The sequence below is a fragment of the Streptomyces sp. NBC_00466 genome (genome assembly GCF_041433995.1).
Classification (GTDB): Bacteria; Actinomycetota; Actinomycetes; order Streptomycetales; family Streptomycetaceae; genus Streptomyces.
In genome coordinates, this window is the sequence record NZ_CP107896.1 from 6,275,290 (window position 1) to 6,297,546 (window position 22,257).

Consider the following 22,257-nt stretch of genomic DNA (forward strand, 5'->3'; position numbering starts at 1 on the left):
ACTCATCGTCTACGTGACTGTAGACGATAGCCGGAGGCGGCTGCGGCCCGCGTTGCGCGTGCGCCTCCAGTGGGGCGCGTTCCCCATACTTCTACATCATGTAGTAGCTTCCCGCGTGAACGCCGCGCACCGGCTCCGTTTGCCTGCCCGTCTGCCCGTCTGCCCGTCTGCCCGTCTGCCCGTCTGCCCGTCTGCCCGCCTGTCCGGTGCGTGCGGAGCGTGCGTGCGGGTGGGGTGCGACCGCCCGGGGCCGGGATGTACGGGTGGCGCACATTCCCTTAGTTCTACATCGTGTAGTAGTTTCGGCGGCGGCCCCCGGCTCCGGCCCGAGCGAGCAGACCGTGCCGGGCGGCGCCGTTCTCGCGCGCCTGAAATCGCAGCTCGCCGACCGGCGGAAGCAATTCCCGTTCGCGCCCTGACCAGCATGGAGGCTGATCGGCTGTGCCCCACCGTGGCAATTCCGCGAAGGCGTGTGCTCTCCCGCCGTCGTCCGACGTCCCGTCGCAGCGGCCGTCCGCCCCCCGGATCGTCATCATTTCGGCGAGCGTGGGCGCGGGGCATGACGGCGCGGCCGACGAACTGGCGCGACGCCTTCAGACCGACGGGTTTCTGGTGGACCGGCACGACTTCCTCGATCTGCTTCCCGTCCGGCTGGGGAGGCTGCTGTCCGGCGGATACCACCGGCTGCTCACCTGGGCCCCCACGGGATACCAGCGGATCTACGCCGCCACCGAACGCACCGGGCGCCCGGGGCCGCTGGTCCGTGCCCTGTTCCGCAGCGCGGAGCGCCGTACCCTGCGGACCGTCACCCCGGACACCCGTGCGGTCGTCTCGACCTACCCCGGGGCCGGCCAAGTGCTCGGCGCGATGCGCTCACGAGGGCGTCTCGGGGTGCCCGCCATCACCTACCTCACCGACTTCTCCGTCCACTCCCTGTGGGTCGCGCCCGGTATCGACGTACACCTCGCCGTGCACGCGATACCGGCCGGGCAGGCACACGCACAGGGCGCCGCCGGGGTCACGGTGACCGGCCCGGTGGCTGCCGAGCGATTCACTCCCGCCACCGTCGGGGAGCGGCGCGCGGCACGCGTCCGCTTCGCTCTCCCCGAACGGTCCCCGCTCGCGCTGCTGGTCGCGGGTTCCTGGGGGGTGGGCCCGGTGGAGCAGGTGGCCGCCGAGATCCAGGAGAGCGGTGCTGCGGTGCCCGTCGTGGTGTGCGGCAGGAACCAGGCCCTGGCCGAACGCCTCCGCAAGGCCGGTGTCGAGCATGTGTACGGCTGGGTGGCTGACATGCCGGCCCTCATGTCAGCCGCTGATGTCCTGGTGCAGAACGCGGGCGGCCTCACCTCACTGGAGGCGTTCGCCAGCGGCCTGCCGGTCGCCAGCTACCGCTGCATACCCGGTCACGGACAGACCAACGCCGCCGCCCTGCAGGAGGCCGGCCTCGCCACCTGGATCCAGCAGCCGGCCTCCCTCAAGCCGGTACTCGACGAACTGCTGCACGGCTCCCTCGGCCACCAGCAGCGCGCCCGGGGGCTGGCGTTGTTCCGCCCCGGCAACGGCCCGGCACAAGCCGTCGCCGCCGTCGCGCGCACGGTCCCCCACCGGGACAGGGCCGTCAGCCCCGGGGGCCGCCGGCCGGCCATCCGCCGCATCCGCCTCGGAGTCCCGGTCGCGACCGCGGCGGTGGCGGCCACCGTGCTGCTCGGCGTCGGCGCCCCGATAGCCGAGGCGTACGGCGACTCCCCGGCGCACCTCGGCGCACTCACCCGATTCCTGGACGGACACGAACGATGACCACGGCCCGAACCCTCCTGCGCGCGGGGGCCGTGACGCTGCCCGCGCTCGCCGCTCTCCACGCCGCGCCCGTCATCTCCACCTTCGGGCCGCTGCGCAACCGGCTCATGCCCCGGCTGTCCGGCCAGGGCCGCTCCGACCACGTCGCACTCACCTTCGACGACGGCCCCGACCACCTCTCCACCCCGCATTTCCTGCGCCTGCTGGAAGCCCGGGAGCTGCGTGCGACGTTCTTCCTGCTCGGCTCCATGGCGGTGCGCTCACCCCAGCTCGTGAAAGCCATGTCGGCCGCCGGGCACGAGATCGCGGTGCACGGCTGGGCCCACCGCCCGCTGCTGCTGCGGGGCCCCCGGGCCACGTACGACGACCTGGCCCGTGCCCGCGACACCATCGGCGGCCTCACCGGCACCCCGCCCCGCCTGTTCCGGCCCCCGTACGGCGTCATGACCACCGGCACCTACCGGGCCTGCCGCCGTCTCGGTCTGACGCCTGTCCTGTGGAGCGCCTGGGGCGAGGACTGGCGTGCCCGGGCGACACCGGATTCCGTCCACGACACCGTCGCCCGCGATCTGCGCGGCGGGGCCACCATCCTGCTCCACGACTCCGACTGCACCTCCGCCACCGGATCCTGGCGCAACACCCTCGGCGCGCTGCCCCGCATCCTCGACACCTGCCGGGACGGCGGCCTGAGGGTCGGACCGCTTCGCGACCACACCCGTACGGGCCCGGCCGGGCGAGGAGCACCCGCAGGTCCCTTCTACAGGCCGTAGTACCTTGAGTGCTCCGCGCGCTCCGCAACGTCGTCGACGACCGAGGCCGACGACCGGCTCCGGTGAGGGGCCGCGGAGTGCCGACGACGGACGACGAGCGGTGGTGAACAGCGGTGGGAAGCATGAGCGAGCAGGGCGGTGCGGCGGCAGGCCGGCGTGCGCCCGGCGAGCTGGAGAGCGAAGTCCTGGCGGCCCTGTGGGCGGCCGGCAGGCCGGTGGGGGCGAGCACGGTACGCGAGCAGGTGGCCGGTGACCCCGCTCACACGACCGTCCTGACGATCCTGACCAGGTTGCACGACAAGCGCCTGGTGACCCGTGAGCGCGTCGGGCGCAGCTATCTGTACTCACCGGTCCAGGACAAGGCCGGGCACACCGCGGCGGGAATGCGCGATCTGCTGGACCGCGGTGGGGACCGGGCTGCCGTCCTCGCCCGGTTCGTCTCCGAGCTGCCGGCCGAGGATGAGCAACTGCTGGAACAGCTGCTGCACGGGCCGGCGGAGGACTAGACGGTGTGGATCAGCCTGTGTACACCGCTGCTGGTCAGCCTGATTTTCACGCTGACCGCACCGTGGGCGGCCCGGCGACTGCCGCCCCGCACGGCTGCCTGGACGCTCGCGTCGGCCGCCGTGACAGCCGCGGGCGCGTGGCTGACCGTACTGGCGATGGCGGGGTTCACCCTGGTCGGCCAGGACCCGGAAGTGGCCGAGGAAGGATGCTGGTCCCCTCGCCTGCTCGCCATCGACACCCCTATCGACCGGCCCGTCGCCGCCGCCTGCACCCTGGGCGTACTCGTATGTGTGGTCACCGTGACCGTGACCACCTGGCGCCGGCTGCGGGTGCTTGTCGACACCCGGCGGGACTGCCGGGACCTGCCCGCCACCGGAGACCTGGCCGTGCTCGACGACCCCGTCCCCACGGCCTTCGCCCTGCCCGGGGCCCCGGGCAGGGTCGTGGTCTCCTCCGGCATGCTGCGCGCACTCACCGCCGATGAACGGCGCGCGCTGCTTGCCCATGAACGTGCCCACCTCCACCGCCGCCACCACCTGTTCCTGCTCGTCCTGCAACTCGCCGCAGCGGTCAACCCGCTCCTGCGTCCCCTCGCCCGAGCCGGCGCGTTCGCACTGGAACGCTGGGCCGACGAAGAAGCAGGCGCCGTCGTGGCCGACCGCGGGCTCGTCGCCCGCGCCGTCGCGCGGGCAGCACTCGCCACCAAGCGCACCGCACAACCAGCACTCGCGGCCACCGGCGGACCGGTGCCCCAACGCGTACGAGCCCTGCTCGCCGCGCCCACACCCTTCCGTCGCGGCCTGGCCATGGTGTTCCCGGCCTTGATGATGCTGTGCTGCGCCAGCCTTGCCCTGGCCGCCCACGACATGGATCAACTCTTCGACGGCGCTACGACCTCCCACATCACCATGCGGGCCCACTGAACCAGCAGCGCCACACGTCGCCGTGTGCGGGGCGGTGCCGGCTCCCGGACCGTGCGGTCCGCTGAGCCGTCCCAGGTCAACGGTGCTGCGACCCCGCGCACTTGGCCTCAGGGGTCTGCCATACTTCGGGCTTCCGAGGCAGGTGGCAGCCTCCTGAGGCAGTGGCGGAACAGGGCCGGACGTGAACCAGAGCGGACCGTACATACATCAGCGCACCCCGACCGAGCGCTCCCAGCTCCGTCGCACCGACCTCATCGCCACCGGGCGGAGACTGTTCGCCGACACGTCGTACGACGCGCTGTCGATGGACGACATCGCCCGGCACGCGGGGGTCGCGAAAGGGCTCATCTACTACTACTTCAAGAGCAAACGCGGCTACTACCTCGCCGTCGTCGAGGAGTCGGTGGCCGAGCTGGTCGCCCGCGCGGCCAGCGACACCGAGCTGCCCCGGGCCGAGCGCGTCCACCGCACCGTCGAGGGCTATCTGCTCTACGCCCAGCACAACAGGGCGGCCTTCCGGACCATCGTGACCGGCGGCGTCGGCTTCGACACCCAGGTACAGGCGCTGCGCGACGCGGTCCGCGAGGAGCTCATCGCCACCATCGCGGAGGGCGCCTACGGGCGCCGGGACATCCCGCTCCTGGCCAGGCTCGCGCTGCTGGGCTGGCTGAGTGCCGTGGAGGGCATCACGCTCGACTGGCTCGGCCACCAGGAGCTCGACCGCGCGGAGGTCCGTGAGCTGCTGGTCCGGATGCTGCGCAACACCCTCGACACCATCGGCGAGTTCGTCGCCGAGTGCCCGTCGCCGCCGCCCCCGGAGTGAGGCCGGGGACCGGCTCAGGGGGTGGAGGGCCGGCCGGCCCTCCACCCCCTGATATGTGGGATGTGTGGTGACAGGTCCTAGCTAGCTGATGGCGTGGATCAGCTCGCCGTTGGAGGTGTCGCCGCTGAGCTCCCAGAGGAAGGTGCCGCCGAGGCCCTGCTGGTTCTTGTAGGCCATCTTGCCCGCGATGGTGGCCGGGGTGTCGTAACTCCACCAGTTCGAGCCGCACTTGGCGTACGCGGTCCCGGCGACGGTCCCGGTGGCCGGGCAGCTGGTCTTGAGGACCTTGTAGTCCTCGATCCCCTGCTCGTACGTGCCGGGGGCCGGGCCGGTCGCGGTGCCGCCCGGGGCGTCCTGGGTCACACCGGTCCAGCCGCGGCCGTAGAAGCCGATACCCAGCAGCAGCTTGTCCGCGGGCACGCCCAGGCCCTTGAGCTTGGTGATCGTGGCGTCGGTGTTGAAGCCCGCCTTCGGGATGCCGGTGTAGGAGGTGAGCGGGGAGTGCGGGGCGGTCGGCCCCTGCGCATCCCAGGCGCCGAAGTAGTCGTACGTCATCGGGTTGTACCAGTCCACGTACTGCGCGGCTCCCGCGTAGTCGGTGGAGTCCATCTTGCCGCCGTCCGATGCGTCAGCCGTGATCGCGGCGGTGACCAGCGACGACGAGCCGAACTTGGCGCGCAGCGCGGCCATCACGTTCTTGAAGGCCTCCGTTCCGCTGGTGTCGCAGGAGAGGCCGCAGTTGTTGGGGTACTCCCAGTCGATGTCGATGCCGTCGAAGACATCCGCCCAGCGGGAGTCCTTGACCAGGTCGTAGCAGGACTGCGCGAAGGCGGCCGGGTCCTTCGCGGCCTCGCCGAAGCCGCCGGACCAGGTCCAGCCGCCGAAGGACCAGAGGATCTTGAGGTTGGGGTGCAGCTTCTTCAGCTCACGCAGCTGGTTGATGTTGCCCGCCACCGGCTGGTCCCAGGTGTCGGCGGTGCCGTCCACGCTGGAGGACGCGTCGTACGTCTTCTGGTAGTCGGCGTAGGCGTCTCCGATGGCGCACTTGCCGCCGGTGACATTGCCGAACGCGTAGTTGATGTGCGTGAGCCGGTCCGCCGAGCCCGAGGTCTGGATGTTCTTGACCTGGTAGTTGCGCTGGTAGACATCCCAGTCCGCGTAGTACCCGACGACCTTGCTGCCCGCGGCCGTACCGGTGCCCGCCTCGGTGCTCGCTGCCTTCCTGGCGACCGCCGCGGCGTGGTGCTCGCCGGCGGATGCCGTGCCGGCGCCCGCGAGCATGGTGACGCCGAGGGCTGCCGTACAGGCGGCGGCGAGCAGGGCCCGGAACCGGGCCCGTGGGTGGAATCGTCCGAACATGCTGTCTCCTTGTGGGGAGGGGACGGGAGGTGGGGGGAGCTGCCTGGCACGCGTTTTGGCATGAACGCGAAAAGCCAATAGCGGGAAGATAGAAGGACTAGACCAGTGCGGTCAATGGTTCGGACCAATTCCGCCCCGTGACGGAAGTCCGCCGATCGGGCATACTCAAGCCGCCACAGCCTCTGGTCAGCCTCTTCCGCGATCCGGGAAGGCAGCATCGGCTGAAGGTGAGACCCGGCGGCGTTGCCACACCCTGGCCACGCGTACGCCGTAGTGCCCGACAGGGAGGAGAGTGTCGCCATGTCCGACCGCGCCCCGCAGTTGGTGGACCGTCAGTTGCCCACCGAGGAGTCCCGGGACCTGCTCGCGCTGGTGCGCGACATCGTCCAGCGGGAGATCGTGCCAGGTGCGGCCGCCGAGGAGGAAGCCGGCCAATTCCCCCGTGAGGTCTTCACCCTGCTCTCGGATGCCGGACTGCTCGGCCTCCCCTACGACTCCGCGTACGGCGGCGGCGACCAGCCGTACGAGGTCTACCTCCAGGTACTCGAAGAGCTGGCGGCGGCGCGGCTCACCGTCGGGCTCGGCGTCAGTGTCCACTCGCTCGCCTGCCACGCACTCGCCGGATACGGCAGCAAGGAGCAGCAGGCCGCGCAACTGCCCGCGATGCTCGGGGGCGGACTGCTCGGGGCGTACTGCCTCTCCGAACCCGCGTCGGGCTCGGACGCCGCATCGCTCCGTACGAGGGCCGTGCGGGACGGCGACGACTGGGTCATCACCGGTACCAAGGCATGGATCACGCACGGCGGCCTCGCCGATTTCTATACGGTGCTCGCGCGCACCGGCGGCGAAGGGGCGCGCGGGATCTCGGCGTTCCTGGTGCCGGGCGACGCCGCGGGGCTGACCGCCGCCGCCCCCGAGAAGAAGATGGGGATGAAGGGTTCGCCCACCGCCCAACTGCACTTCGACGGCGTACGGGTGTCCGGCGAGCGGCTGATCGGGGACGAGGGCCAGGGCTTCGCCATCGCCCTCTCCGCGCTCGACTCCGGGCGGCTGGGGATCGCCGCCTGCGCCATCGGCGTCGCCCAGGCCGCACTGGACGAGGCGGTGCGGTACGCCACGGAGCGGCAGCAGTTCGGCCACCCCATCGCGGACTTCCAGGGGCTGCGCTTCATGCTCGCCGACATGGCCACCCAGATCGAGGCGGGCCGGTCCCTCTATCTCACGGCCGCCCGGCTGCGGGACGCGGGACGTCCCTTCTCGCGGCAGGCCGCCATGGCCAAACTCTTCTGCACGGACGCGGCGATGCGGGCCACCACCGACGCGGTCCAGGTGCTCGGCGGCTACGGCTACACCGTGGACTTCCCGGTCGAGCGGTTCATGCGGGAGGCCAAGGTGCTGCAGATCGTCGAGGGCACCAACCAGATCCAGCGGATGGTCATCGCCCGCCACCTCGCGGGTCCGGAGTCGCGCTGAACTGGCCCGGCTGGACGGTCGTCGCGGTCAGGAGTGCCCACTCCTGGTCGCGACGGCCCGGCAGAGTCCGGCCGGCCCGTCCCCACTGGTGGACCATGGCCTGGTAGATCGGCGCTTCCGTGCTCTGCGGAAGCGATTCTTCAGGGGTGGGCGGCGGGAGCCGGCGCAGTCCCGTCCCGGTCCCCGTCCCGTAGTGCAGAACAGTCATGCACGGTCAACGCGGGGCGGCGGCGCACGGTCACCGCCCCGCGCCGTCGGGCGTCTGTTCGCGCCGTCAAGTCCGGTGCGCGCGCCGCCCGTCCGGGTCCGGCCGGATCCCGCGCGATCCGGGTCTGGCCGTCCGTGCGGTTTCTGACGTACCGTCATCTTCCCTTCAGCAGGAGGATGTTGTGGCCGACGACCGTCCCATCGCGCTCGACGAATACCCCGTCCACCAGGTGCCGCTGTCGATGAAGCACGTCGCCACGGGCGACCGCAACGCCTATGACCGCTGCATCTTCCATGTCTTCGACCACCAGGGCAGAGCGCTGCTCGTGGTGGGACTCGGCGTCTACCCCAACGCGGGTGTGATCGACGCGTACGCGACCCTGCGCACCGGAGACCGGCTGCACGCCGTACGCGCGTCGGACGCCCTCACCGACGACCGGATGAACCTCTCCGTCGGCCCGCTGCGCATTACCGTCGACGTACCGCTCCAACGGCTGACGCTGCACTGTGAGGCCGACCCCGCCGACCCGGACTCGCTCTCGTACGACATCGAGTGGACCGCCGACTTCCCGGCCGTCTGGGAACCGCACCATGTGCAACGGCGCGGCGAGCGGCTGATGCTCGAAGGCCGCCGCTTCGTACAGGCGGGCAGCTGCTCCGGGGTCATCCGCGCGGGCGGCGATGAGATACGGGTCGGGGCGGGGGAGTGGACCGGCACCCGTGACCGCAGCTGGGGGGTGCGGCCCATCCCCGGCGAGGACGGCGGGCGCGCCGAGGCCGAGTACCGGCCCGACGGGTTCCACTGGCTCTGGATCCCGGTCCGCTTCGACGACCGCTTCGTCCTGGTGATCGCCCAGGAGGACGCCGACGGCTACCGGACGCTGAACGAGGCGCTGCTGGTCCGCAGAGAGGGCCACGACGTCCAACTCGGCTGGCCGCGTACGGAGATCGGCTACCGGTCCGGCACCCGCCACCCGGAACGGGCTGTCATCCACCTCACCGGCCCGGACGGGCGGCCGATGGAGCTGACCGCCGAAACCCTCTGCTCGTCGCCGCTGGCGCTCGGCGCGGGCTATCCGCCGGCCACCGACTGGCAGCACGGCACCTGGCAGGGGCGGGGCTGGAGCGACCGGCGCAGCTACGACATGAGCGACCCGGCGGCCCATCCGGCCGTCGCCTACGGCGTCACCGACCACGCCGCCCGCTTCACCCTCGACGGCCAGGTCGGCCACGGCATCTTCGAGCACGGCAGTTTCGGCCGCCACGACCCCAGCGGATTCACCGGATACACATCGGTCGCTCCCTGAACGGACGGCCAACGGCCCCGGCAGTACACCGGCCGCACCCCCTTCCCGAGCGAGGAGCACCGCCATGACCACGGCACCACGCCCCCGCACCACCACCCGAGACCCGCAGGAACTGGGCCGCAGGCTCGCCGCCTGGCTCGGCACCCGGCTGCCGGGCGCCCGGGCCGGCGACCTCACGACCCCCGCGTCGAACGGCATGTCGAGCGAGACCCTGCTCTTCGGCATCGAAGGCCCGGCCGTCCCGGTGGACTCCTGCGCCCTGCGGCTGGCCGCCGACCCCGCCGCGTACACCGTCTTCCCCGCCTACGACATGGAGCGGCAGTACCGGGTGATGAGCCTGGTCGCCGAGCACACCGACATCCCGGTGCCGCGCGTCCTGTGGCTCGAAACGGATCCGGGGCCGCTGGGCGCGCCGTTCTTCGTGATGGAACAGGCCCACGGCAGGGTCCCGCCCGACGTCATGCCCTATACGTACGAGGGGAATTGGCTGTACTCCGCGACCGACGCCGAACGCGCCGCGCTGGAGGAGGCGACCCTGCGGGTCCTGGCCGGGCTGCACCGGCAGTTCCCCGCGGCGGAGGCGGAGTTCCTGCTGCCCGCAGGGGACGGCAGCCCCCTGCGCCGCCATGTGGACGAGCAACGTGCCTACTACGCCTGGGTGGTGGACGGGCTCCCGCCCTCACCGCTGATCGAGAGCGCCTTCGAGCGGCTGGAGGAGCTGTGGCCCGAGGACGAGGGGCCCGCAGTGCTGTGCTGGGGGGACGCCCGGATCGGCAACATCGTGTACGACGGTTTCGAGCCCGCCGCCGTGCTCGACTGGGAGATGGCGGCCTTCGGCCCGTGCGAACTGGACCTCGGCTGGACCGTCTATCTGCACCGCTTCTTCCAGGACCTCACCGAGGGATCCGGGCTGCCGGGCCTGCCCGCCCTGCTGCGCCGGGAGAACGCCGAGCGGCGGTACGCCGAACTCACCGGCCACACACCGCGCGACATGGACTTCCATCTGCTCTACGCGGCCCTGCGGCACGCGATCGTCATGCTGCGCATCGCCTACCGGCAGGTGCACTTCGGCGAGGTCCGGGTCCCCGCGGACCCGGATGCCATGATCCTGCACCGGGCCTCCCTGGAGGCCCTGGTGGGCGGAGCGTACGACTGGTCAGGCGGCGGCGCGCACCGGCCGGGCGGCCTTGACGGGGCGTGAGCCCGGCCCGCCGACGTGGGAGAACGGCTGCTTGCGCCAGTCGAGTCCCTGAGGGAGCGTCAGCAGCAGTGCGGCGTCCTGCTCCTGGGCCTCCAGGGACTCGTCGGCGGCCCTGGCGTCCGCCGCCGCGCGGCCGGTGCCCGCGCACGCGGTCAGCCCGAACGGGTTCCAGGGGCTGGCGCAGAGCGCGTGCTCGGGCAGCACGGTCTCGCCCGCGAGGAGGGCGATCGGCTGCGCGCAGTCCGGGCAGATCACCCGGTACATCTCAAAGGTGTCGTAGGCCGCGAGACCTGGGTCGTTCTCGATGGCCGCGAGCTCTGCGGGCTCGATGGAATCGACGCTCTTCAGCTTGTGCATGGAGATTCTCCCCCTCGGGTGGGCCGACCAGAGAACTGTGGTCTCGGCCACAGCAAGCACTTCCCGCCCGGTGTCCGCGGTAACCGCGCGTTCCCCGCGGACACGGCTCCAGGCCTGTGGCCTTCGTCACATGAACGCGTCAGGGGACCCTTACCGGCCCTCTCCAGCTGTGCCGGAGAGGGCCGGGGCCATAGGTTGATCCGTATGGAGGAGCTGGATCGCCGCATCGTGGAGTTGCTCGTCAAGGACGGGCGGATGAGCTACACCGACCTGGGCAAGGCCACCGGCCTGTCCACATCGGCGGTGCATCAGCGGGTACGCCGTCTCGAACAGCGCGGAGTCATCCGCGGTTACGCCGCGGTGGTCGACCCGGAGGCCGTCGGGCTGCCGCTCACCGCCTTCATCTCGGCGAAGCCCTTCGACCCGAGCGCTCCGGACGACATCGCCGAGCGGCTCGCCGGGGTCCCGGAGATCGAGGCCTGCCACAGCGTGGCGGGCGACGAGAACTACATCCTCAAGGTGCGCGTCCCGACACCGCTCGCCCTGGAGAACCTGCTGACCAGGATCCGCTCACTGGCCGGGGTCTCCACCCGTACCACCGTCGTGCTCTCCACCCCGTACGAAGCGCGGCCCCCGGAGATCTGAGCGGCCCCCGCCCCGCGCAGGGGCCCCCTGCGCGGACCTGTGCTCCGCAGGCGGGAGACTGTTCCCCATGACCGAGAGCACCGCCCCCCAGGCCGACCACCGCACCGTACTGCTGCGCGGTGGGGACATCCACAGCCCCGCCGACCCCTTCGCCACCGCGATGGTCGTGGAACGCGGGCACGTCGCCTGGGTGGGCTCCGAAGGGGCGGCCGACGCCTTCGCCAAGGGCGTCGACGAGACCGTCGACCTCGAAGGGGCCCTGGTGACCCCGGCGTTCACCGACGCACACGTCCACACCACATCGACGGGGCTCGCCCTCACCGGCCTCGACCTGTCGGCCGCGCGTTCCGCGCAGGAGGCCCTCCGTCTCGTCCGGGAGCACGCGGCGGACCGCCCCGGCGACCGGGTGCTGCTCGGCCACGGCTGGGACGCCTCCGGCTGGCCGGACGGGCAACCGCTGTCCCGCACCGCGCTCGACGAGGCGGCCGGCGGCCGGCCGGTCTATCTGCCGCGGGTCGACGTCCACTCGGCCGTGGTCTCCACCGCCCTGCTCGATCTGGTCCCGCGGGTCATCTCGCTGTCCGGCTACCGGTCCGACGCCCCGCTCACCGGCGCGGCACACCACGCCGTACGCGCGGCGGCCCACGCGCAGATCACCCCGGAGCAGCGCACCGAGGCGCAGCGCGCCGCCCGCGCGCGGGCCGCCTCGCTCGGTATCGGCTCGCTCCACGAGTGCGGGGGGCCCGACATCTCCGACGAGGACGACTTCACCGGCCTGCTCCGCCTCGCCGGGCAGGAGAAGGGGCCGCGCGTCTTCGGCTACTGGGCCGAGCGCGTCGCCGACGCCAAGGATGCCGGGCGCATCAGGGAACTCGGCGCGATCGGCGCGGCCGGTGACCTCTTCGTCGACGGCTCGCTCGGCTCGCACACCGCCTGCCTGCACGAGCCGTACGCGGACGCGGCGCACACCGGCACCGCGCACCTGGACGCCGCCGACATCGCCGCCCATGTCACCGCCTGCACCGAGGCCGGGCTCCAGGCGGGCTTCCACGCCATCGGGGACGCCGCGCTCAGCGCGGTCGTCGACGGGGTGCGGGCCGCCGCGGAGAAGCTCGGCCTCGCCCGGGTCCGCGCCGCCCGGCACCGCGTCGAGCACGCCGAGATGCTCACCCCGGAAACCGTCGCCGCCTTCGCCGAGCTGGGTCTCACCGCTTCCGTGCAGCCCGCCTTCGACGCGGCGTGGGGCGGCGCCGACGGGATGTACGCCCAGCGGCTCGGCGCCGAGCGGGCCGGCACCCTCAACCCGTACGCGGCGATGCTGCGGGCCGGGGTGCCGCTCGCCTTCGGCTCCGACAGCCCGGTCACTCCGCTCGACCCCTGGGGGAACGTGCGGGCCGCGGCCTTCCACCGGACCCCCGGACACCGGATCTCCGTACGCGCCGCCTTCGCCGCCCACACCCGCGGCGGCTGGCGGTCCATCGGCCGGGACGACACCGGGGTCCTCGTGCCCGGCGCCCCCGCCGACTACGCGGTCTGGCGCACCGCCGACCTGGTGGTGCAGGCCCCCGACGACCGGGTGGCCCGCTGGTCGACCGACCCGCGCTCCGGCACCCCGGGGCTGCCGGACCTCACCCCGGGCGCCGAACTCCCGGTCTGCCTGCGGACGGTGGTCTTCGGACAAACTGTCTTCGTGAGGCCGAACGAGTGACATCACGGGATTTCGTGCGGCCGATCGATGCCGGAAAGTCTCTCCCGCCACCTGCGGCTCTTCCGTACTGACCTGGTCATTCATCAGAACACCGCAGGTCGGGCGAGTATTGACAGGAAGCGGCCACCGGCGGGTAGGTTCGGCCGAGTCCACCACAGGACGTCCGACCGGCAAACCTCCACGCAGTCGTCGAACGCCGCTGGGTCATGGGGCGGTACGCCGGAAGGCGTGCCACCACTGGGAGCCAGGTTCAGCGCCCGCGCCTCGGGGGCGAGGGAGGTTTCAGCCGGAAGGGGGTCCGCCCTGCTCCTCAGGAGTTCGCGGGCAGGTGCGACCCGGGTGGGGCCCGGACGTTCAGTAGACAACGGCTCTCGGTCGACCCGCAGCCAGCGGGCCCCAGGTCGGCCCGAAGGACGCCGGGCCCCGATCCGAAGTTCCCCTCCCCCTCGGGAGCCGGGCCCGCCGACGCGGCTGCGTTCCACCGTCCCCGCGCTGGATAAGGTGATGGTCCGGCACACAGTGAGGGGCAGTAGTGAACGACGGCGGTGAGCGGCGATTCGGTCCGCTCGGCAAGGCCTTGGTCATCATTCCGACCTACAACGAGGCCGAGAACATCAAGCCGATCGTTGCCCGGGTTCGCGCCGCGGTGCCGGAGGCGGACATTCTGGTCGCCGACGACAACAGCCCGGACGGCACCGGGAAGATCGTTGATGAGCTGGCGGGGGACGACCCGCAGGTCCAGGTGCTGCACCGGAAGGGCAAGGAAGGCCTCGGCGCCGCATACCTCGCCGGCTTCCGCTGGGGCATCGAGCACGGGTACGGCGTCCTGGTGGAGATGGATGCCGACGGCTCGCACCAGCCGGAGGAACTTCCCCGCCTGCTCACCGCGTTGAAGGGCGCCGACCTGGTGCTCGGCTCGCGGTGGATGCCGGGCGGACGGGTCGTCAACTGGCCCAAGTCCCGGGAGCTGCTCTCGCGGGGCGGCAGCACGTACTCGCGGATGCTCCTCGGCGTACCGATCCGCGATGTCACCGGTGGTTTCCGGGCGTTCCGCAAGGAGACCCTGGAGGAACTCGGCCTCGACGAGGTGTCGTCCCAGGGGTACTGCTTCCAGGTGGACCTCGCCCGGCGGGCCGTCGAGGCGGGCTGCCATGTCGTGGAGGTTCCGATCACCTTCGTGGAGCGCGAGATCGGCGACTCCAAGATGAGCAAGGATATCGTCGTGGAGGCGCTGTGGCGGGTGACGGCCTGGGGGGTCGGCTCGCGGGCGTCACGCCTGTGGGGGCGGGAGCCTTCCTAGGGGCTTTCGTTGGGGCCCGTGAGCCCGGCCTGACCTCAACGAAAGGCCTGGCTCCCCGGTACGTCATCCGTGCGCGCCTGCAGGCACACTGGGAGTATGACGACCGGCACACAGCCCCCGACCGCTCCCAAGCGCTCCCGGGCGCGCACCTTCGTACCGCTGGGCATCGCCGTCTGGGTGGTCCTCGAGATCTGGCTGCTGCTCCTGGTGGCCGACGTGGTGGGCGGGCTCACCGTGTTCTTCCTGCTGGTCGGCGGTCTCGTGCTCGGCGCCGCCGTCGTCAAGCGGGCCGGGCGGCGGGCCTTCCGTAATCTGACGGAGACGGTCCAGCGGCAGCAGTCGGGAGCGCTGCCGGCCCAGGAGCGCGAGAGCGGCGGGAACGGCTTCCTGATGCTCTCGGGGCTGCTGATCATGCTGCCCGGGCTGATCACCGACGCGGTGGGGCTCCTCCTGCTGGTGCCGCCCCTGCGGTCGGCGCTGAGCCGGTACACCGAGCGGACCGTGGAGCGCCGGATGGGCAGGGCCGCGCCGGGGACCGTCGGTGACGCCTTCCAGCAGGCGCGGATGCACCGCCCGGACGGCAGGGTCGTCCAGGGCGAGGTCATCAAGAACGACGACAGGCCCGGCCCCCGCGGGGACGACGAGGGCCCGCGCCCGCCGCTGACGCCCTGACCCCGGCCGGTCCCGGAGCCAGGGCACGGGGCAGGACACAGGACACGCCAAGAGCGGCAGGGCAGCGGCAGGGCATGGGACATACAAAGAGCTGAGGGCTCCGGCACACCCTGAAGTGTGCCGGAGCCCTCAGCTCCTGATGTAGTCGTGCTGTACGCGAACGCCTGGGCGTTACGCGGACTTGCGGCTGTCCCGCGGATGCACGGCAATGTTCATGGCGCCGGAACGAAGGACGGCCAGCCTCTCGGCCAGCACCTCCTCCAGCTCCTCGCGGGTGCGCCGCTCCATGAGCATGTCCCAGTGCGTGCGCGCGGGTTTGCCCTTCTTCTCCTCAGGGCCGTCCCCGTCTACCAGGAGTGCTTGGGCGCCGCACGCCTTGCACTCCCACTCCGGCGGAATGTCCGCCTCCACAGAGAACGGCATCTCAAAGCGATGTCCGTTCTCGCATGCGTACTCCACCGCCTGGCGCGGAGCCAGGTCGATGCCGCGGTCGGTCTCGTAGCTGGTCACCACGAGGCGCGTGCCGCGAAGAGCTCGCTCACTCATGAATCGTGCCTCCCGGGCTTGTCGCCCACAGGACAGGTGTCGCTGTCGTCGTCATCCGGTCAACGTCCGGTCGGCGGTAAAGATTCCCGTTGCGGGTCATACGTCGCCCGTCGTGCCGCCCCTTGTTGTACCCACCGGTGCCCTCTTTGTCACATCTGCTCAGAGATGTCACCCTGCGATTTCGGCTGATGATCTCGCAGTAACGGTCCGTCTGGTGAGCCAAAGGCGTACACTACCGGCCTTTCACTTCAATGCCTAAACCCGCTGTGGTGCCGCGTTTCCGGCCGCTGCCACGGCCTCCCTCACAGGTACCCGCGCAAGCAGGAAGAAACCCAGTACGAAGAAGGTCACCAGCGAGATGATCGCCGCACGGTAACTGCCGGTCAGCTGGTAGGCAAGCCCGAACACCAGGGGGCCGAGCCAGCTCAGTCCGCGGTCGCTCATCTCGTACGCCGAGAAGTACTCGGCCTCCTTGCCCTCCGGCACCAGATGCGAGAAGAGCGAGCGCGAGAGCGCCTGGCTGCCGCCGAGCACCGCGCCGATCGCCGCCGCCAGCGCGAAGAACCAGACCGGGGCCCGCGCGGGCAGGAAGTACCCGGCGCCGAGGATCAGTGTCCACACGGCGAGTGAGCCGAGCACGGTGCGCTTCGCGCCGTACGTCCGCGCCAGCCGCCCCATGCCGAGCGCGCCCGCCACCGCCAGCACCTGCACCAGCAGAATCGCGGTGATCAGGGTGGTCTGGCCGAGGCCCAGCTCTTCGGATCCGTACACGGACGCCTGCGAGATCACCGTCTGGATGCCGTCGTTGTAGACGAGGTACGCGAGCAGGAACGAGAGTGTCAGCGGATAGCGGCGCATGTCCCGCAGCGTCCGCAGGAGCTGCCGCCACCCGGCGCCGACCGCACCGCGGCCCGCGGCCGCGCCCACCCGCCGGTCGCGCAGCCTGCGCAGCGGTATCAGGGTGAACGCGCCCCACCACACCCCGGCCGTCGCCAGGCAGATCCGTACCGCGGTGGACTCCGACACCCCGAAACTCGCGTGGCCCGAGTACAGCACCAGATCCAGCACCAGGACGAAGGCGCCCGACGTGTACCCGAAGGCCCAGCCGCGTGAGGAGACGGTGTCGCGCTCCTCCGGCTCCGCGATCTGCGGGAGGTAGGCGTTGTAGAGGACCATCGAGACGGCCAGCGAGGAGTTGGCCACGATCAGCAGCAGCGAGCCCAGCAGGTAGCGGTCGCCGTCCAGGAAGAACATTCCGGCGGTGGCTCCGGCCCCGAGGTACGCGGCCCCGGCGAGCAGCGGTTTCTTCCGCCCCGTCCGGTCGGCGACGGCCCCCGCCAGCGGCATGACGAGCACCGCGACGACCACGGACACCGAGACCGTGTACGCGAAGACGGATCCCGCCCGCAGCGGAATGCCGAGCGGGTGGACATAGCCCCCGGAGTCCGCCGCGGCCCTGGCGACCGAGGTCAGATACGGGCCGAGGAACACCGTGAGCACGCTGGTCGAGTAGACGGAGGACGCGAAGTCGTAGAAGTACCAGCCGTGCTGCTCGCGCCTGCGGCCGGCCGCGGTGGCCGCCTCGGTCGTGACGGCCGTGCCGTCCGCGGTGCCAGCGCTCAAACCGCGCCCCCTGATCGTCAGTTCCACGCCCCCCGCGCGGTGAGAACCGTGCGCAGCGACTCCAGATGATCGGTCATGATGCCATCCACTCCCAGGTCGAGGAGGGCGGTCATCCGCCGGGGGTCGTTGACCGTCCAGACGTGCACCTGGAGTCCGCGGGCGTGTGCGGTGCGTACGAAGCGGTCGTCGACCACCCGGATCCGGCCGTGGAATTCCGGAACCTGGGCGCAGACGGCGCCCGGGCGCAGGGGCGCCGGGACCCCGTAGGAGCGCAGCCGCAGCGCCGCGATGCCGCTCATGCCGTACGAGGTGGCGAGCCGCGGACCCGCCAGCCGGGCCGCCGCGGCCACGCGCCTCTCCGAGAACGAGCCGACGCACACCCGGTCCCAGGCATCGGTGCTGCGGATCAGGCCGATCAGCGGGGCCAGCGCGGGACCGGCCTTGATGTCGACGTTCCAGCGGGCTTCGGGGAACTCCTCCAGGAGGTCCGCGAAGAGCGGCAGCGGTTCGGTGCCGGCCACCCGCGCCTGCCCGACCTCGCTCCACGGCAGGGAGGCGATGGGGCCGTGCGCGTCCGTCATCCGGTCCAGCGTCGCGTCGTGGAAGGCGACGAGCCGGCCGTCGGCCGTGGCGTGCACATCGGTCTCGAAGTAGCGGTAACCGGCGCGGTCCGCCCGCCGGAAGGCGGCCGCGGTGTTCTCCAGGCCGTCCGCCGAGCCGCCCCGGTGGGCGAACGGGATCGGGCCCGGGTGGTCCAGATAGGGGTGGTGGGTCCTCGTCACTCGGGAAGTATCGCCCGCGCGGTGGCGCCGGTCAGCGGCGCCCGGTCGGCGGCCGGAGCGGGCACCGCGAACACCCGCAGGAAGATCTGGGCGAGCGGTCCGATGGAGAGGGCGTAGACCACCGTGCCCACCCCGAGCGTCCCGCCCAGGATGAAGCCGGTGGCCACGACGGCGATCTCGATGGCGGTGCGCGACAGCCGGATCGAGAGACCGGTGAGGCGGTGCAGCCCGGTCATCAGTCCGTCCCGGGGGCCGGGGCCGAAGCGGGCGGAGATGTAGAGGCCGGTGGCCGCGCCGTTGAGCAGGATGCCCGCGGCCATCAGCGGGATCCGGCCGGGCAGGCCGTGCACGGCCGGGACCAGGTCGAGGGTCGAGTCCATGGCGATGCCGATGACGAAGACATTGGAGACGGTGCCGAGCCCCGGGCGCTGCCTGAGGGGGATCCACAGCAGCAGTACGGCGGCACCGACGATGATCGAGACGGTGCCGATCCGCAGTCCGGTGAGCCGGGCCAGCCCCTGGTGCAGCACGCCCCACGGCTCAAGGCCGAGGCCCGCCTGGACGAGAAGGGCGGAACTGACGCCGTACAGCGCCAGACCTACGTAGAGCTGCACAAGCCTGCGTATGACGTTCCTGGACAATATGGTCCTCCGTGGTGGTGGCTGGTCGTAGTGGACTGGTACGTGACACTCTGTGGCTTGGAATCCGAGGCCAACCATGGCCAATTCCGGGAAGGTGGACTGAATTCCATGACGCAGTGGACTTCGGCGGTCGGCGCGGCGCAGCTGGCCCGGCAGCTCAGCACCCAGCAGTCACGGCCGGCCGGCCCGGGCACGCGCAAGCCGCCCGCCTACCGGGCGCTCGCCGACGGCATCAGGGTGCTCGTCCTCGAAGGCCGCGTCCCGGTGGCCGCACGGCTGCCCGCCGAGCGCGAACTGGCGGTGGCGCTGGCGGTGAGCCGCACCACGGTGGCCGCCGCCTACGAGGCGCTGCGCACCGAGGGCTTCCTGGAGTCCCGCCGGGGCGCGGGCAGCTGGACCGCGGTTCCGGCCGGCAATCCGCTGCCCGCCCGCGGTCTTGAACCGCTGCCGCCCGAGACGCTCGGCTCGATGATCGACCTCGGCACCGCCGCGCTGCCCGCCCCGGAGCCCTGGCTCACCCGCTCGGTCCAGGGCGCGCTCGAAGAGCTGGCGCCGTACGCGCACACCCACGGCGACTACCCGGCCGGGCTGCCGGCGCTGCGCCAGATGCTCGCCGACCGCTACACCGAGCAGGGCATCCCGACCATGCCCGAGCAGATCATGGTGACCACCGGGGCGATGGGGGCCATGGACGCCATCTGCCATCTGTTCGCCGGGCGCGGTGAGCGCATCGCCGTCGAGTCGCCCTCGTACGCCAACATCCTCCAGCTGATGCGCGAGGCCGGGGCCCGGCTGGTGCCGGTCGCGATGGCCGAGGGGCTCAGCGGCTGGGACCTGCCCAGGTGGCGGCAGGTGCTGCGCGACGCGGCACCCCGTATCGCCTATGTGGTGGCCGACTTCCACAACCCGACCGGCGCGCTCGCCGACGAGGACCAGCGGCGCGGTCTTGTGGACGCGGCCCGCTCGGCCGGCACGGTCCTGGTCGTCGACGAGACCATGACCGAGCTGCTCCTCGACGAGGGGACCGAAATGCCGCGCCCGGTCTGCGCCTTCGACCCGGCCGGGAGCACGGTGCTGACGGTGGGCTCGGCGAGCAAGGCGTTCTGGGCCGGTATGCGGATCGGCTGGGTGCGTGCCGCGCCGGACGTGATCCGCAGCCTGGTGTCGGCCCGGGCCTACGCCGACCTGGGCACCCCCGTGCTTGAGCAGCTGGCCGTCAACTGGCTGATGAGCACCGGGGGCTGGGAGGAGGCCGTCTCCATCCGCCGGGCCCAGGCCAGGGAGAACCGCGACGCGCTGGTCGGTGCCATCCGCAGGGAGCTGCCCGACTGGGAGTTCGACGTGCCGCACGGCGGGCTGACGCTCTGGGTGCGGACGGGCGGGCTCTCCGGCTCCCGGCTCGCCGAGGTCGGTGAGCGGGTCGGGGTCCGGGTGCCGTCCGGGCCCCGGTTCGGGGTCGACGGGGCCTTCGAGGGGTATGTGCGGCTGCCGTTCACCGTCGGGGGCCGGGTGGCCGACGAGGCCGCTCAGCGGCTGGCGGCAGCCGCGCGGCTGGTCGGGACCGGCGCGAGCACCGGCACCGAAGCCCCGCGGACGTTCGTGGCCTGACCTCTCCCGGCAAGCCCCGGTCGGTCCCCGTCAGCTCTCGGCCGCCACCGGCGCCGCGTCCATGGGCCGCGGCCCGGCCTTCAGCAGATCAGCCTCCACGGGAGCTGCTTCCATCGGCGCGGACTCCGCTGAGGCCTGTTGCGGCGCGGGCGCCGGGTCCGGCATGCCCTGCCGGCCGGGGAGCAGATCCAGTACGGCCTTGCGGTGCGCCTCACTGGTCGCGTCGTCGTACGGGTCGGGGGTGGCCGGGACCTGGAGCCGCAGCACCGGCCCGGACCCGAGCCGTGCGTAGCCGCGCCCCGGCGGAGTGCCGGGCGTCGGCGTGGTGTGGGGCGGTGCGCCGAGCAGCGCCTCGATCTGGCCTTCGGGCACCGGTCCCAGCACGACGCGGGCGCGGGTGTGGTGCCGGACGGCGTCGCTCAGCCCGTCCACCGAGTCGGACTGTTCGGCCACCACCACCGTCACGCTCGCCGCCCTGCCGTGCCGCAGGGGGACCTGCAGCAGCTCCTGCGGGTCGGTACGTCCGTCGGCCGCCGCCAGATGCCCGAAGACGCCGGGCCGGTCGAACAGGATCCACAGCGGGCGCCTGGTGTCCTCGGGCGTGGGATGCCCGGACTGCCTGGCGCGGTTGGCCGCGATCAGCCGCCGCTCGGTCTCGTGCGCCGCCCACTCCAGAGTGCTCAGCGCCCCGGCGAGTCCGCACTCGACGGCGAGCACCCCGTCGCGCCCGGTGAGGCAGGCGTACTCCCCGGTCCCGCTGCCCTCGATGATCACCACGTCGCCGTACCGCAGGGCCTGGAGCGCGATCGAGCGCAGCAGCGTGGTGGTCCCGCTGCCCGGCTCGCCCACGACGAGCAGATGCGGTTCGGTCGAGCGCGCGCCCGTCCGCCAGACGACGGGCGGTGCGTCGCTCTGCTCTTCGCCGTCCCGCACCGGCACCGTGCGCCGCACCGCGTCCTGGTCGGTGAAGCCGAGTACGGTCTCGCCGGGCCCGGTGACGAAGGGCTGTGCGGCGATCGTGGTGGACAGGGCGGGCAGCACGCTCATCGCGAGCCGGTTGCCCTCCTCGTCCCAGTCGAAGCGGTACTCGCGCCCGCGTCCGGACTTGGCGTGCAGGAGCTGTTCGATCCGGGTACGGGACGCCGCTTCGCCGTCGGTGAAGTGCGGCGGGTAGGCGACGTGCAGCGCGGTGAGCCGTCCGTCGCCGTCGAAGACGTAGTCGCTGAACGCCTCGTCCCACGCGCCTCCGTGGCTGAAGAGGGGAGCCGGGTCTTCGGGTACGGAGAAGTACGGCACCAGGGCCTCGTACAGCGCCTGGAGCCGGGCGGTCTCCGCCTCGTCGGGCCCGGTCTTCACCACGCCCCGCTCGTGCCCCTTCCAGGCGGCCGCGGCCATCACCGTGATCAGGGCGAGCAGCGGCCCGTACGGGATGAGCGCGACCACCAGGACGCAGGCCGCGACGAGGAACAGCGCGGGACCGCGCCGGTCCTTGGGTGTCGCGGCCCACCGCTGCCGCCCGGCCGAGGCCAGGCTGCGCAGGCCGCGCCCGATGGTGATCAGTGGATGGAGGACGTCGGTGGCGCTGTCGGCGGCCGTCCGCGCGATCTCGCGGCTGCGGGTGATCGATGCGCTGCTGCTGCTCAGAATGCGGGGAAGTGGTCGCCGGGCCACGTCTGTCTCCTGGGGTGGGTGGGGAAACGGTTGCCGAGGGTCAGAACTTGATTCCGCCCAGCATGCTGGCGAGGCTCGCGCCGCCGGCCGTGATGCTCGGTGCGATGGCGGTACCCGCGACGTAGAAGCCGAAGAGGGCGCAGACGAGCCCGTGGGAGGCCTTGAGCCCGTCCTTCTTGAAGAAGAGGAAGGCGATGACTCCCAGCAGTACGACGCCTGAGATGGAAAGGATCATGAGTGTTCTCCTGGTTGGGGGGACAGTCACCATGAGTTCTTCCAGGTTCACAGAAAGTATCTATGCGATAAAAGGTGCAAACGGGTGAAATATCAGTTAATT

The 22,257-nt window shown here is 71.8% G+C and carries 21 protein-coding genes; 13 read left to right on the plus strand and 8 right to left on the minus strand.

The annotated features are described in order from the left end of the window. Positions 1 to 441 precede the first annotated feature (441 nt). The 5 genes from OG210_RS28205 (at position 442) to OG210_RS28225 (ending at position 4,820) form a co-directional block, all read left to right on the plus strand. Positions 442 to 1,797, plus strand: coding sequence for a glycosyltransferase (locus OG210_RS28205; RefSeq protein WP_371539280.1), 1,356 nt, complete (start codon positions 442 to 444; stop codon positions 1,795 to 1,797). After that, positions 1,794 to 2,567 (plus strand): polysaccharide deacetylase family protein, encoded by a 774-nt coding sequence (locus tag OG210_RS28210; RefSeq protein WP_371539283.1) that lies wholly within the window; start codon positions 1,794 to 1,796, stop codon positions 2,565 to 2,567. The genes OG210_RS28205 and OG210_RS28210 overlap by 4 nt, the downstream gene beginning before the upstream one ends. 122 nt (positions 2,568 to 2,689) lie before the next feature. Further along, positions 2,690 to 3,073: a BlaI/MecI/CopY family transcriptional regulator gene (locus tag OG210_RS28215; RefSeq protein ID WP_328324510.1), complete on the plus strand. Its 384-nt coding sequence runs from the start codon at positions 2,690 to 2,692 to the stop codon at positions 3,071 to 3,073. 3 nt (positions 3,074 to 3,076) lie between these two features. Beyond that, positions 3,077 to 3,997, plus strand: a complete 921-nt coding sequence (locus OG210_RS28220) for a M56 family metallopeptidase (RefSeq protein ID WP_328324508.1) — start codon at positions 3,077 to 3,079, stop codon at positions 3,995 to 3,997. A 181-nt stretch (positions 3,998 to 4,178) separates the two neighbouring features. After that, positions 4,179 to 4,820: a TetR/AcrR family transcriptional regulator gene (locus OG210_RS28225; RefSeq protein WP_328324507.1), complete on the plus strand. Its 642-nt coding sequence runs from the start codon at positions 4,179 to 4,181 to the stop codon at positions 4,818 to 4,820. A gap of 81 nt (positions 4,821 to 4,901) precedes the next feature. Here OG210_RS28225 and OG210_RS28230 read toward each other — a convergent pair whose 3' ends face one another. Then, positions 4,902 to 6,179, minus strand: coding sequence for a glycoside hydrolase family 18 protein (locus OG210_RS28230; protein ID WP_328324505.1), 1,278 nt, complete (start codon positions 6,177 to 6,179; stop codon positions 4,902 to 4,904). Between the two features lie 300 nt (positions 6,180 to 6,479). Between OG210_RS28230 and OG210_RS28235 the strand changes: the two genes are divergently transcribed. The 3 genes from OG210_RS28235 to OG210_RS28245 all read left to right on the plus strand — a co-directional run bounded on the left by OG210_RS28235 (position 6,480) and on the right by OG210_RS28245 (position 10,367). Next, positions 6,480 to 7,652 carry an acyl-CoA dehydrogenase family protein gene (locus tag OG210_RS28235; protein WP_328324503.1) on the plus strand — a complete coding sequence of 391 codons (1,173 nt, stop codon included), beginning with the start codon at positions 6,480 to 6,482 and terminating at the stop codon, positions 7,650 to 7,652. 389 nt (positions 7,653 to 8,041) lie between these two features. Continuing rightward, positions 8,042 to 9,166, plus strand: a complete 1,125-nt coding sequence (locus tag OG210_RS28240; RefSeq protein ID WP_371539289.1) for a hypothetical protein — start codon at positions 8,042 to 8,044, stop codon at positions 9,164 to 9,166. 64 nt (positions 9,167 to 9,230) lie between these two features. After that, positions 9,231 to 10,367 carry a phosphotransferase family protein gene (locus tag OG210_RS28245; RefSeq protein WP_371539292.1) on the plus strand — a complete coding sequence of 379 codons (1,137 nt, stop codon included), beginning with the start codon at positions 9,231 to 9,233 and terminating at the stop codon, positions 10,365 to 10,367. Here the strand turns inward: OG210_RS28245 and OG210_RS28250 are convergent. Then, entirely contained in the window at positions 10,323 to 10,724 is a 402-nt protein-coding gene (locus OG210_RS28250; RefSeq protein WP_371539295.1) for a hypothetical protein, read from the minus strand. The genes OG210_RS28245 and OG210_RS28250 overlap by 45 nt on opposite strands. A gap of 204 nt (positions 10,725 to 10,928) precedes the next feature. Here OG210_RS28250 and OG210_RS28255 point away from each other — a divergent pair, with 204 nt between their 5' ends. From OG210_RS28255 to fxsA, 4 genes are all read left to right on the plus strand, one after another. Further along, positions 10,929 to 11,369 (plus strand): Lrp/AsnC family transcriptional regulator, encoded by a 441-nt coding sequence (locus tag OG210_RS28255; protein ID WP_328324495.1) that lies wholly within the window; start codon positions 10,929 to 10,931, stop codon positions 11,367 to 11,369. 67 nt (positions 11,370 to 11,436) lie between these two features. Then, positions 11,437 to 13,077 (plus strand): amidohydrolase, encoded by a 1,641-nt coding sequence (locus OG210_RS28260; RefSeq protein ID WP_328324493.1) that lies wholly within the window; start codon positions 11,437 to 11,439, stop codon positions 13,075 to 13,077. Positions 13,078 to 13,609: 532 nt separating this feature from the next. Further along, complete coding sequence (locus OG210_RS28265; RefSeq protein ID WP_328324492.1) at positions 13,610 to 14,377, plus strand: polyprenol monophosphomannose synthase; 768 nt, start codon at positions 13,610 to 13,612, stop codon at positions 14,375 to 14,377. A gap of 96 nt (positions 14,378 to 14,473) precedes the next feature. Then, positions 14,474 to 15,049, plus strand: a complete 576-nt coding sequence (fxsA, locus tag OG210_RS28270; protein ID WP_328324490.1) for an FxsA family membrane protein — start codon at positions 14,474 to 14,476, stop codon at positions 15,047 to 15,049. Between the two features lie 171 nt (positions 15,050 to 15,220). On the opposite strand, the gene OG210_RS28275 is transcribed toward fxsA, so the two are convergent. The 4 genes from OG210_RS28275 to OG210_RS28290 all read right to left on the minus strand — a co-directional run bounded on the left by OG210_RS28275 (position 15,221) and on the right by OG210_RS28290 (position 18,719). Then, positions 15,221 to 15,595 carry an RNA polymerase-binding protein RbpA gene (locus OG210_RS28275; RefSeq protein ID WP_161311542.1) on the minus strand — a complete coding sequence of 125 codons (375 nt, stop codon included), beginning with the start codon at positions 15,593 to 15,595 and terminating at the stop codon, positions 15,221 to 15,223. Between the two features lie 255 nt (positions 15,596 to 15,850). Further along, entirely contained in the window at positions 15,851 to 17,218 is a 1,368-nt protein-coding gene (locus OG210_RS28280) for an MFS transporter (protein ID WP_328324488.1), read from the minus strand. A 17-nt stretch (positions 17,219 to 17,235) separates the two neighbouring features. Beyond that, a complete protein-coding gene (locus OG210_RS28285) occupies positions 17,236 to 18,000 on the minus strand; it encodes a glycerophosphodiester phosphodiesterase (protein ID WP_328324486.1) in 765 nt (254 codons plus the stop codon). Beyond that, a complete protein-coding gene (locus tag OG210_RS28290; protein WP_371540518.1) occupies positions 17,997 to 18,719 on the minus strand; it encodes a YitT family protein in 723 nt (240 codons plus the stop codon). The genes OG210_RS28285 and OG210_RS28290 overlap by 4 nt, the downstream gene beginning before the upstream one ends. A 30-nt stretch (positions 18,720 to 18,749) precedes the next feature. Between OG210_RS28290 and OG210_RS28295 the strand changes: the two genes are divergently transcribed. Then, on the plus strand, positions 18,750 to 20,249 hold the full coding sequence (locus OG210_RS28295; protein ID WP_328324482.1) for a PLP-dependent aminotransferase family protein: 1,500 nt from the start codon (positions 18,750 to 18,752) through the stop codon (positions 20,247 to 20,249). A 30-nt stretch (positions 20,250 to 20,279) separates the two neighbouring features. Here OG210_RS28295 and OG210_RS28300 read toward each other — a convergent pair whose 3' ends face one another. Beyond that, positions 20,280 to 21,920 carry a hypothetical protein gene (locus tag OG210_RS28300; protein WP_328324480.1) on the minus strand — a complete coding sequence of 547 codons (1,641 nt, stop codon included), beginning with the start codon at positions 21,918 to 21,920 and terminating at the stop codon, positions 20,280 to 20,282. A 40-nt stretch (positions 21,921 to 21,960) separates the two neighbouring features. Beyond that, positions 21,961 to 22,155: a hypothetical protein gene (locus OG210_RS28305; RefSeq protein ID WP_164267853.1), complete on the minus strand. Its 195-nt coding sequence runs from the start codon at positions 22,153 to 22,155 to the stop codon at positions 21,961 to 21,963. Positions 22,156 to 22,257: the final 102 nt, after the last annotated feature.

Excerpts from the sequence above, each read along its gene's own strand:
- OG210_RS28210 (WP_371539283.1), top strand. The coding sequence starts at position 1,794 with ATGACCACGGCCCGAACCCTCCTGCGCGCGGGGGCCGTGACGCTGCCC.
- OG210_RS28215 (WP_328324510.1), top strand. The coding sequence starts at position 2,690 with ATGAGCGAGCAGGGCGGTGCGGCGGCAGGCCGGCGTGCGCCCGGCGAG.
- OG210_RS28230 (WP_328324505.1), bottom strand. The coding sequence starts at position 6,179 with ATGTTCGGACGATTCCACCCACGGGCCCGGTTCCGGGCCCTGCTCGCC.
- OG210_RS28235 (WP_328324503.1), top strand. The coding sequence starts at position 6,480 with ATGTCCGACCGCGCCCCGCAGTTGGTGGACCGTCAGTTGCCCACCGAG.
- OG210_RS28245 (WP_371539292.1), top strand. The coding sequence starts at position 9,231 with ATGACCACGGCACCACGCCCCCGCACCACCACCCGAGACCCGCAGGAA.
- OG210_RS28250 (WP_371539295.1), bottom strand. The coding sequence starts at position 10,724 with ATGCACAAGCTGAAGAGCGTCGATTCCATCGAGCCCGCAGAGCTCGCG.
- OG210_RS28255 (WP_328324495.1), top strand. The coding sequence starts at position 10,929 with ATGGAGGAGCTGGATCGCCGCATCGTGGAGTTGCTCGTCAAGGACGGG.
- OG210_RS28260 (WP_328324493.1), top strand. The coding sequence starts at position 11,437 with ATGACCGAGAGCACCGCCCCCCAGGCCGACCACCGCACCGTACTGCTG.
- fxsA (WP_328324490.1), top strand. The coding sequence starts at position 14,474 with ATGACGACCGGCACACAGCCCCCGACCGCTCCCAAGCGCTCCCGGGCG.
- OG210_RS28275 (WP_161311542.1), bottom strand. The coding sequence starts at position 15,595 with ATGAGTGAGCGAGCTCTTCGCGGCACGCGCCTCGTGGTGACCAGCTAC.
- OG210_RS28290 (WP_371540518.1), bottom strand. The coding sequence starts at position 18,719 with ATGGTTGGCCTCGGATTCCAAGCCACAGAGTGTCACGTACCAGTCCAC.
- OG210_RS28295 (WP_328324482.1), top strand. The coding sequence starts at position 18,750 with ATGACGCAGTGGACTTCGGCGGTCGGCGCGGCGCAGCTGGCCCGGCAG.
- OG210_RS28305 (WP_164267853.1), bottom strand. The coding sequence starts at position 22,155 with ATGATCCTTTCCATCTCAGGCGTCGTACTGCTGGGAGTCATCGCCTTC.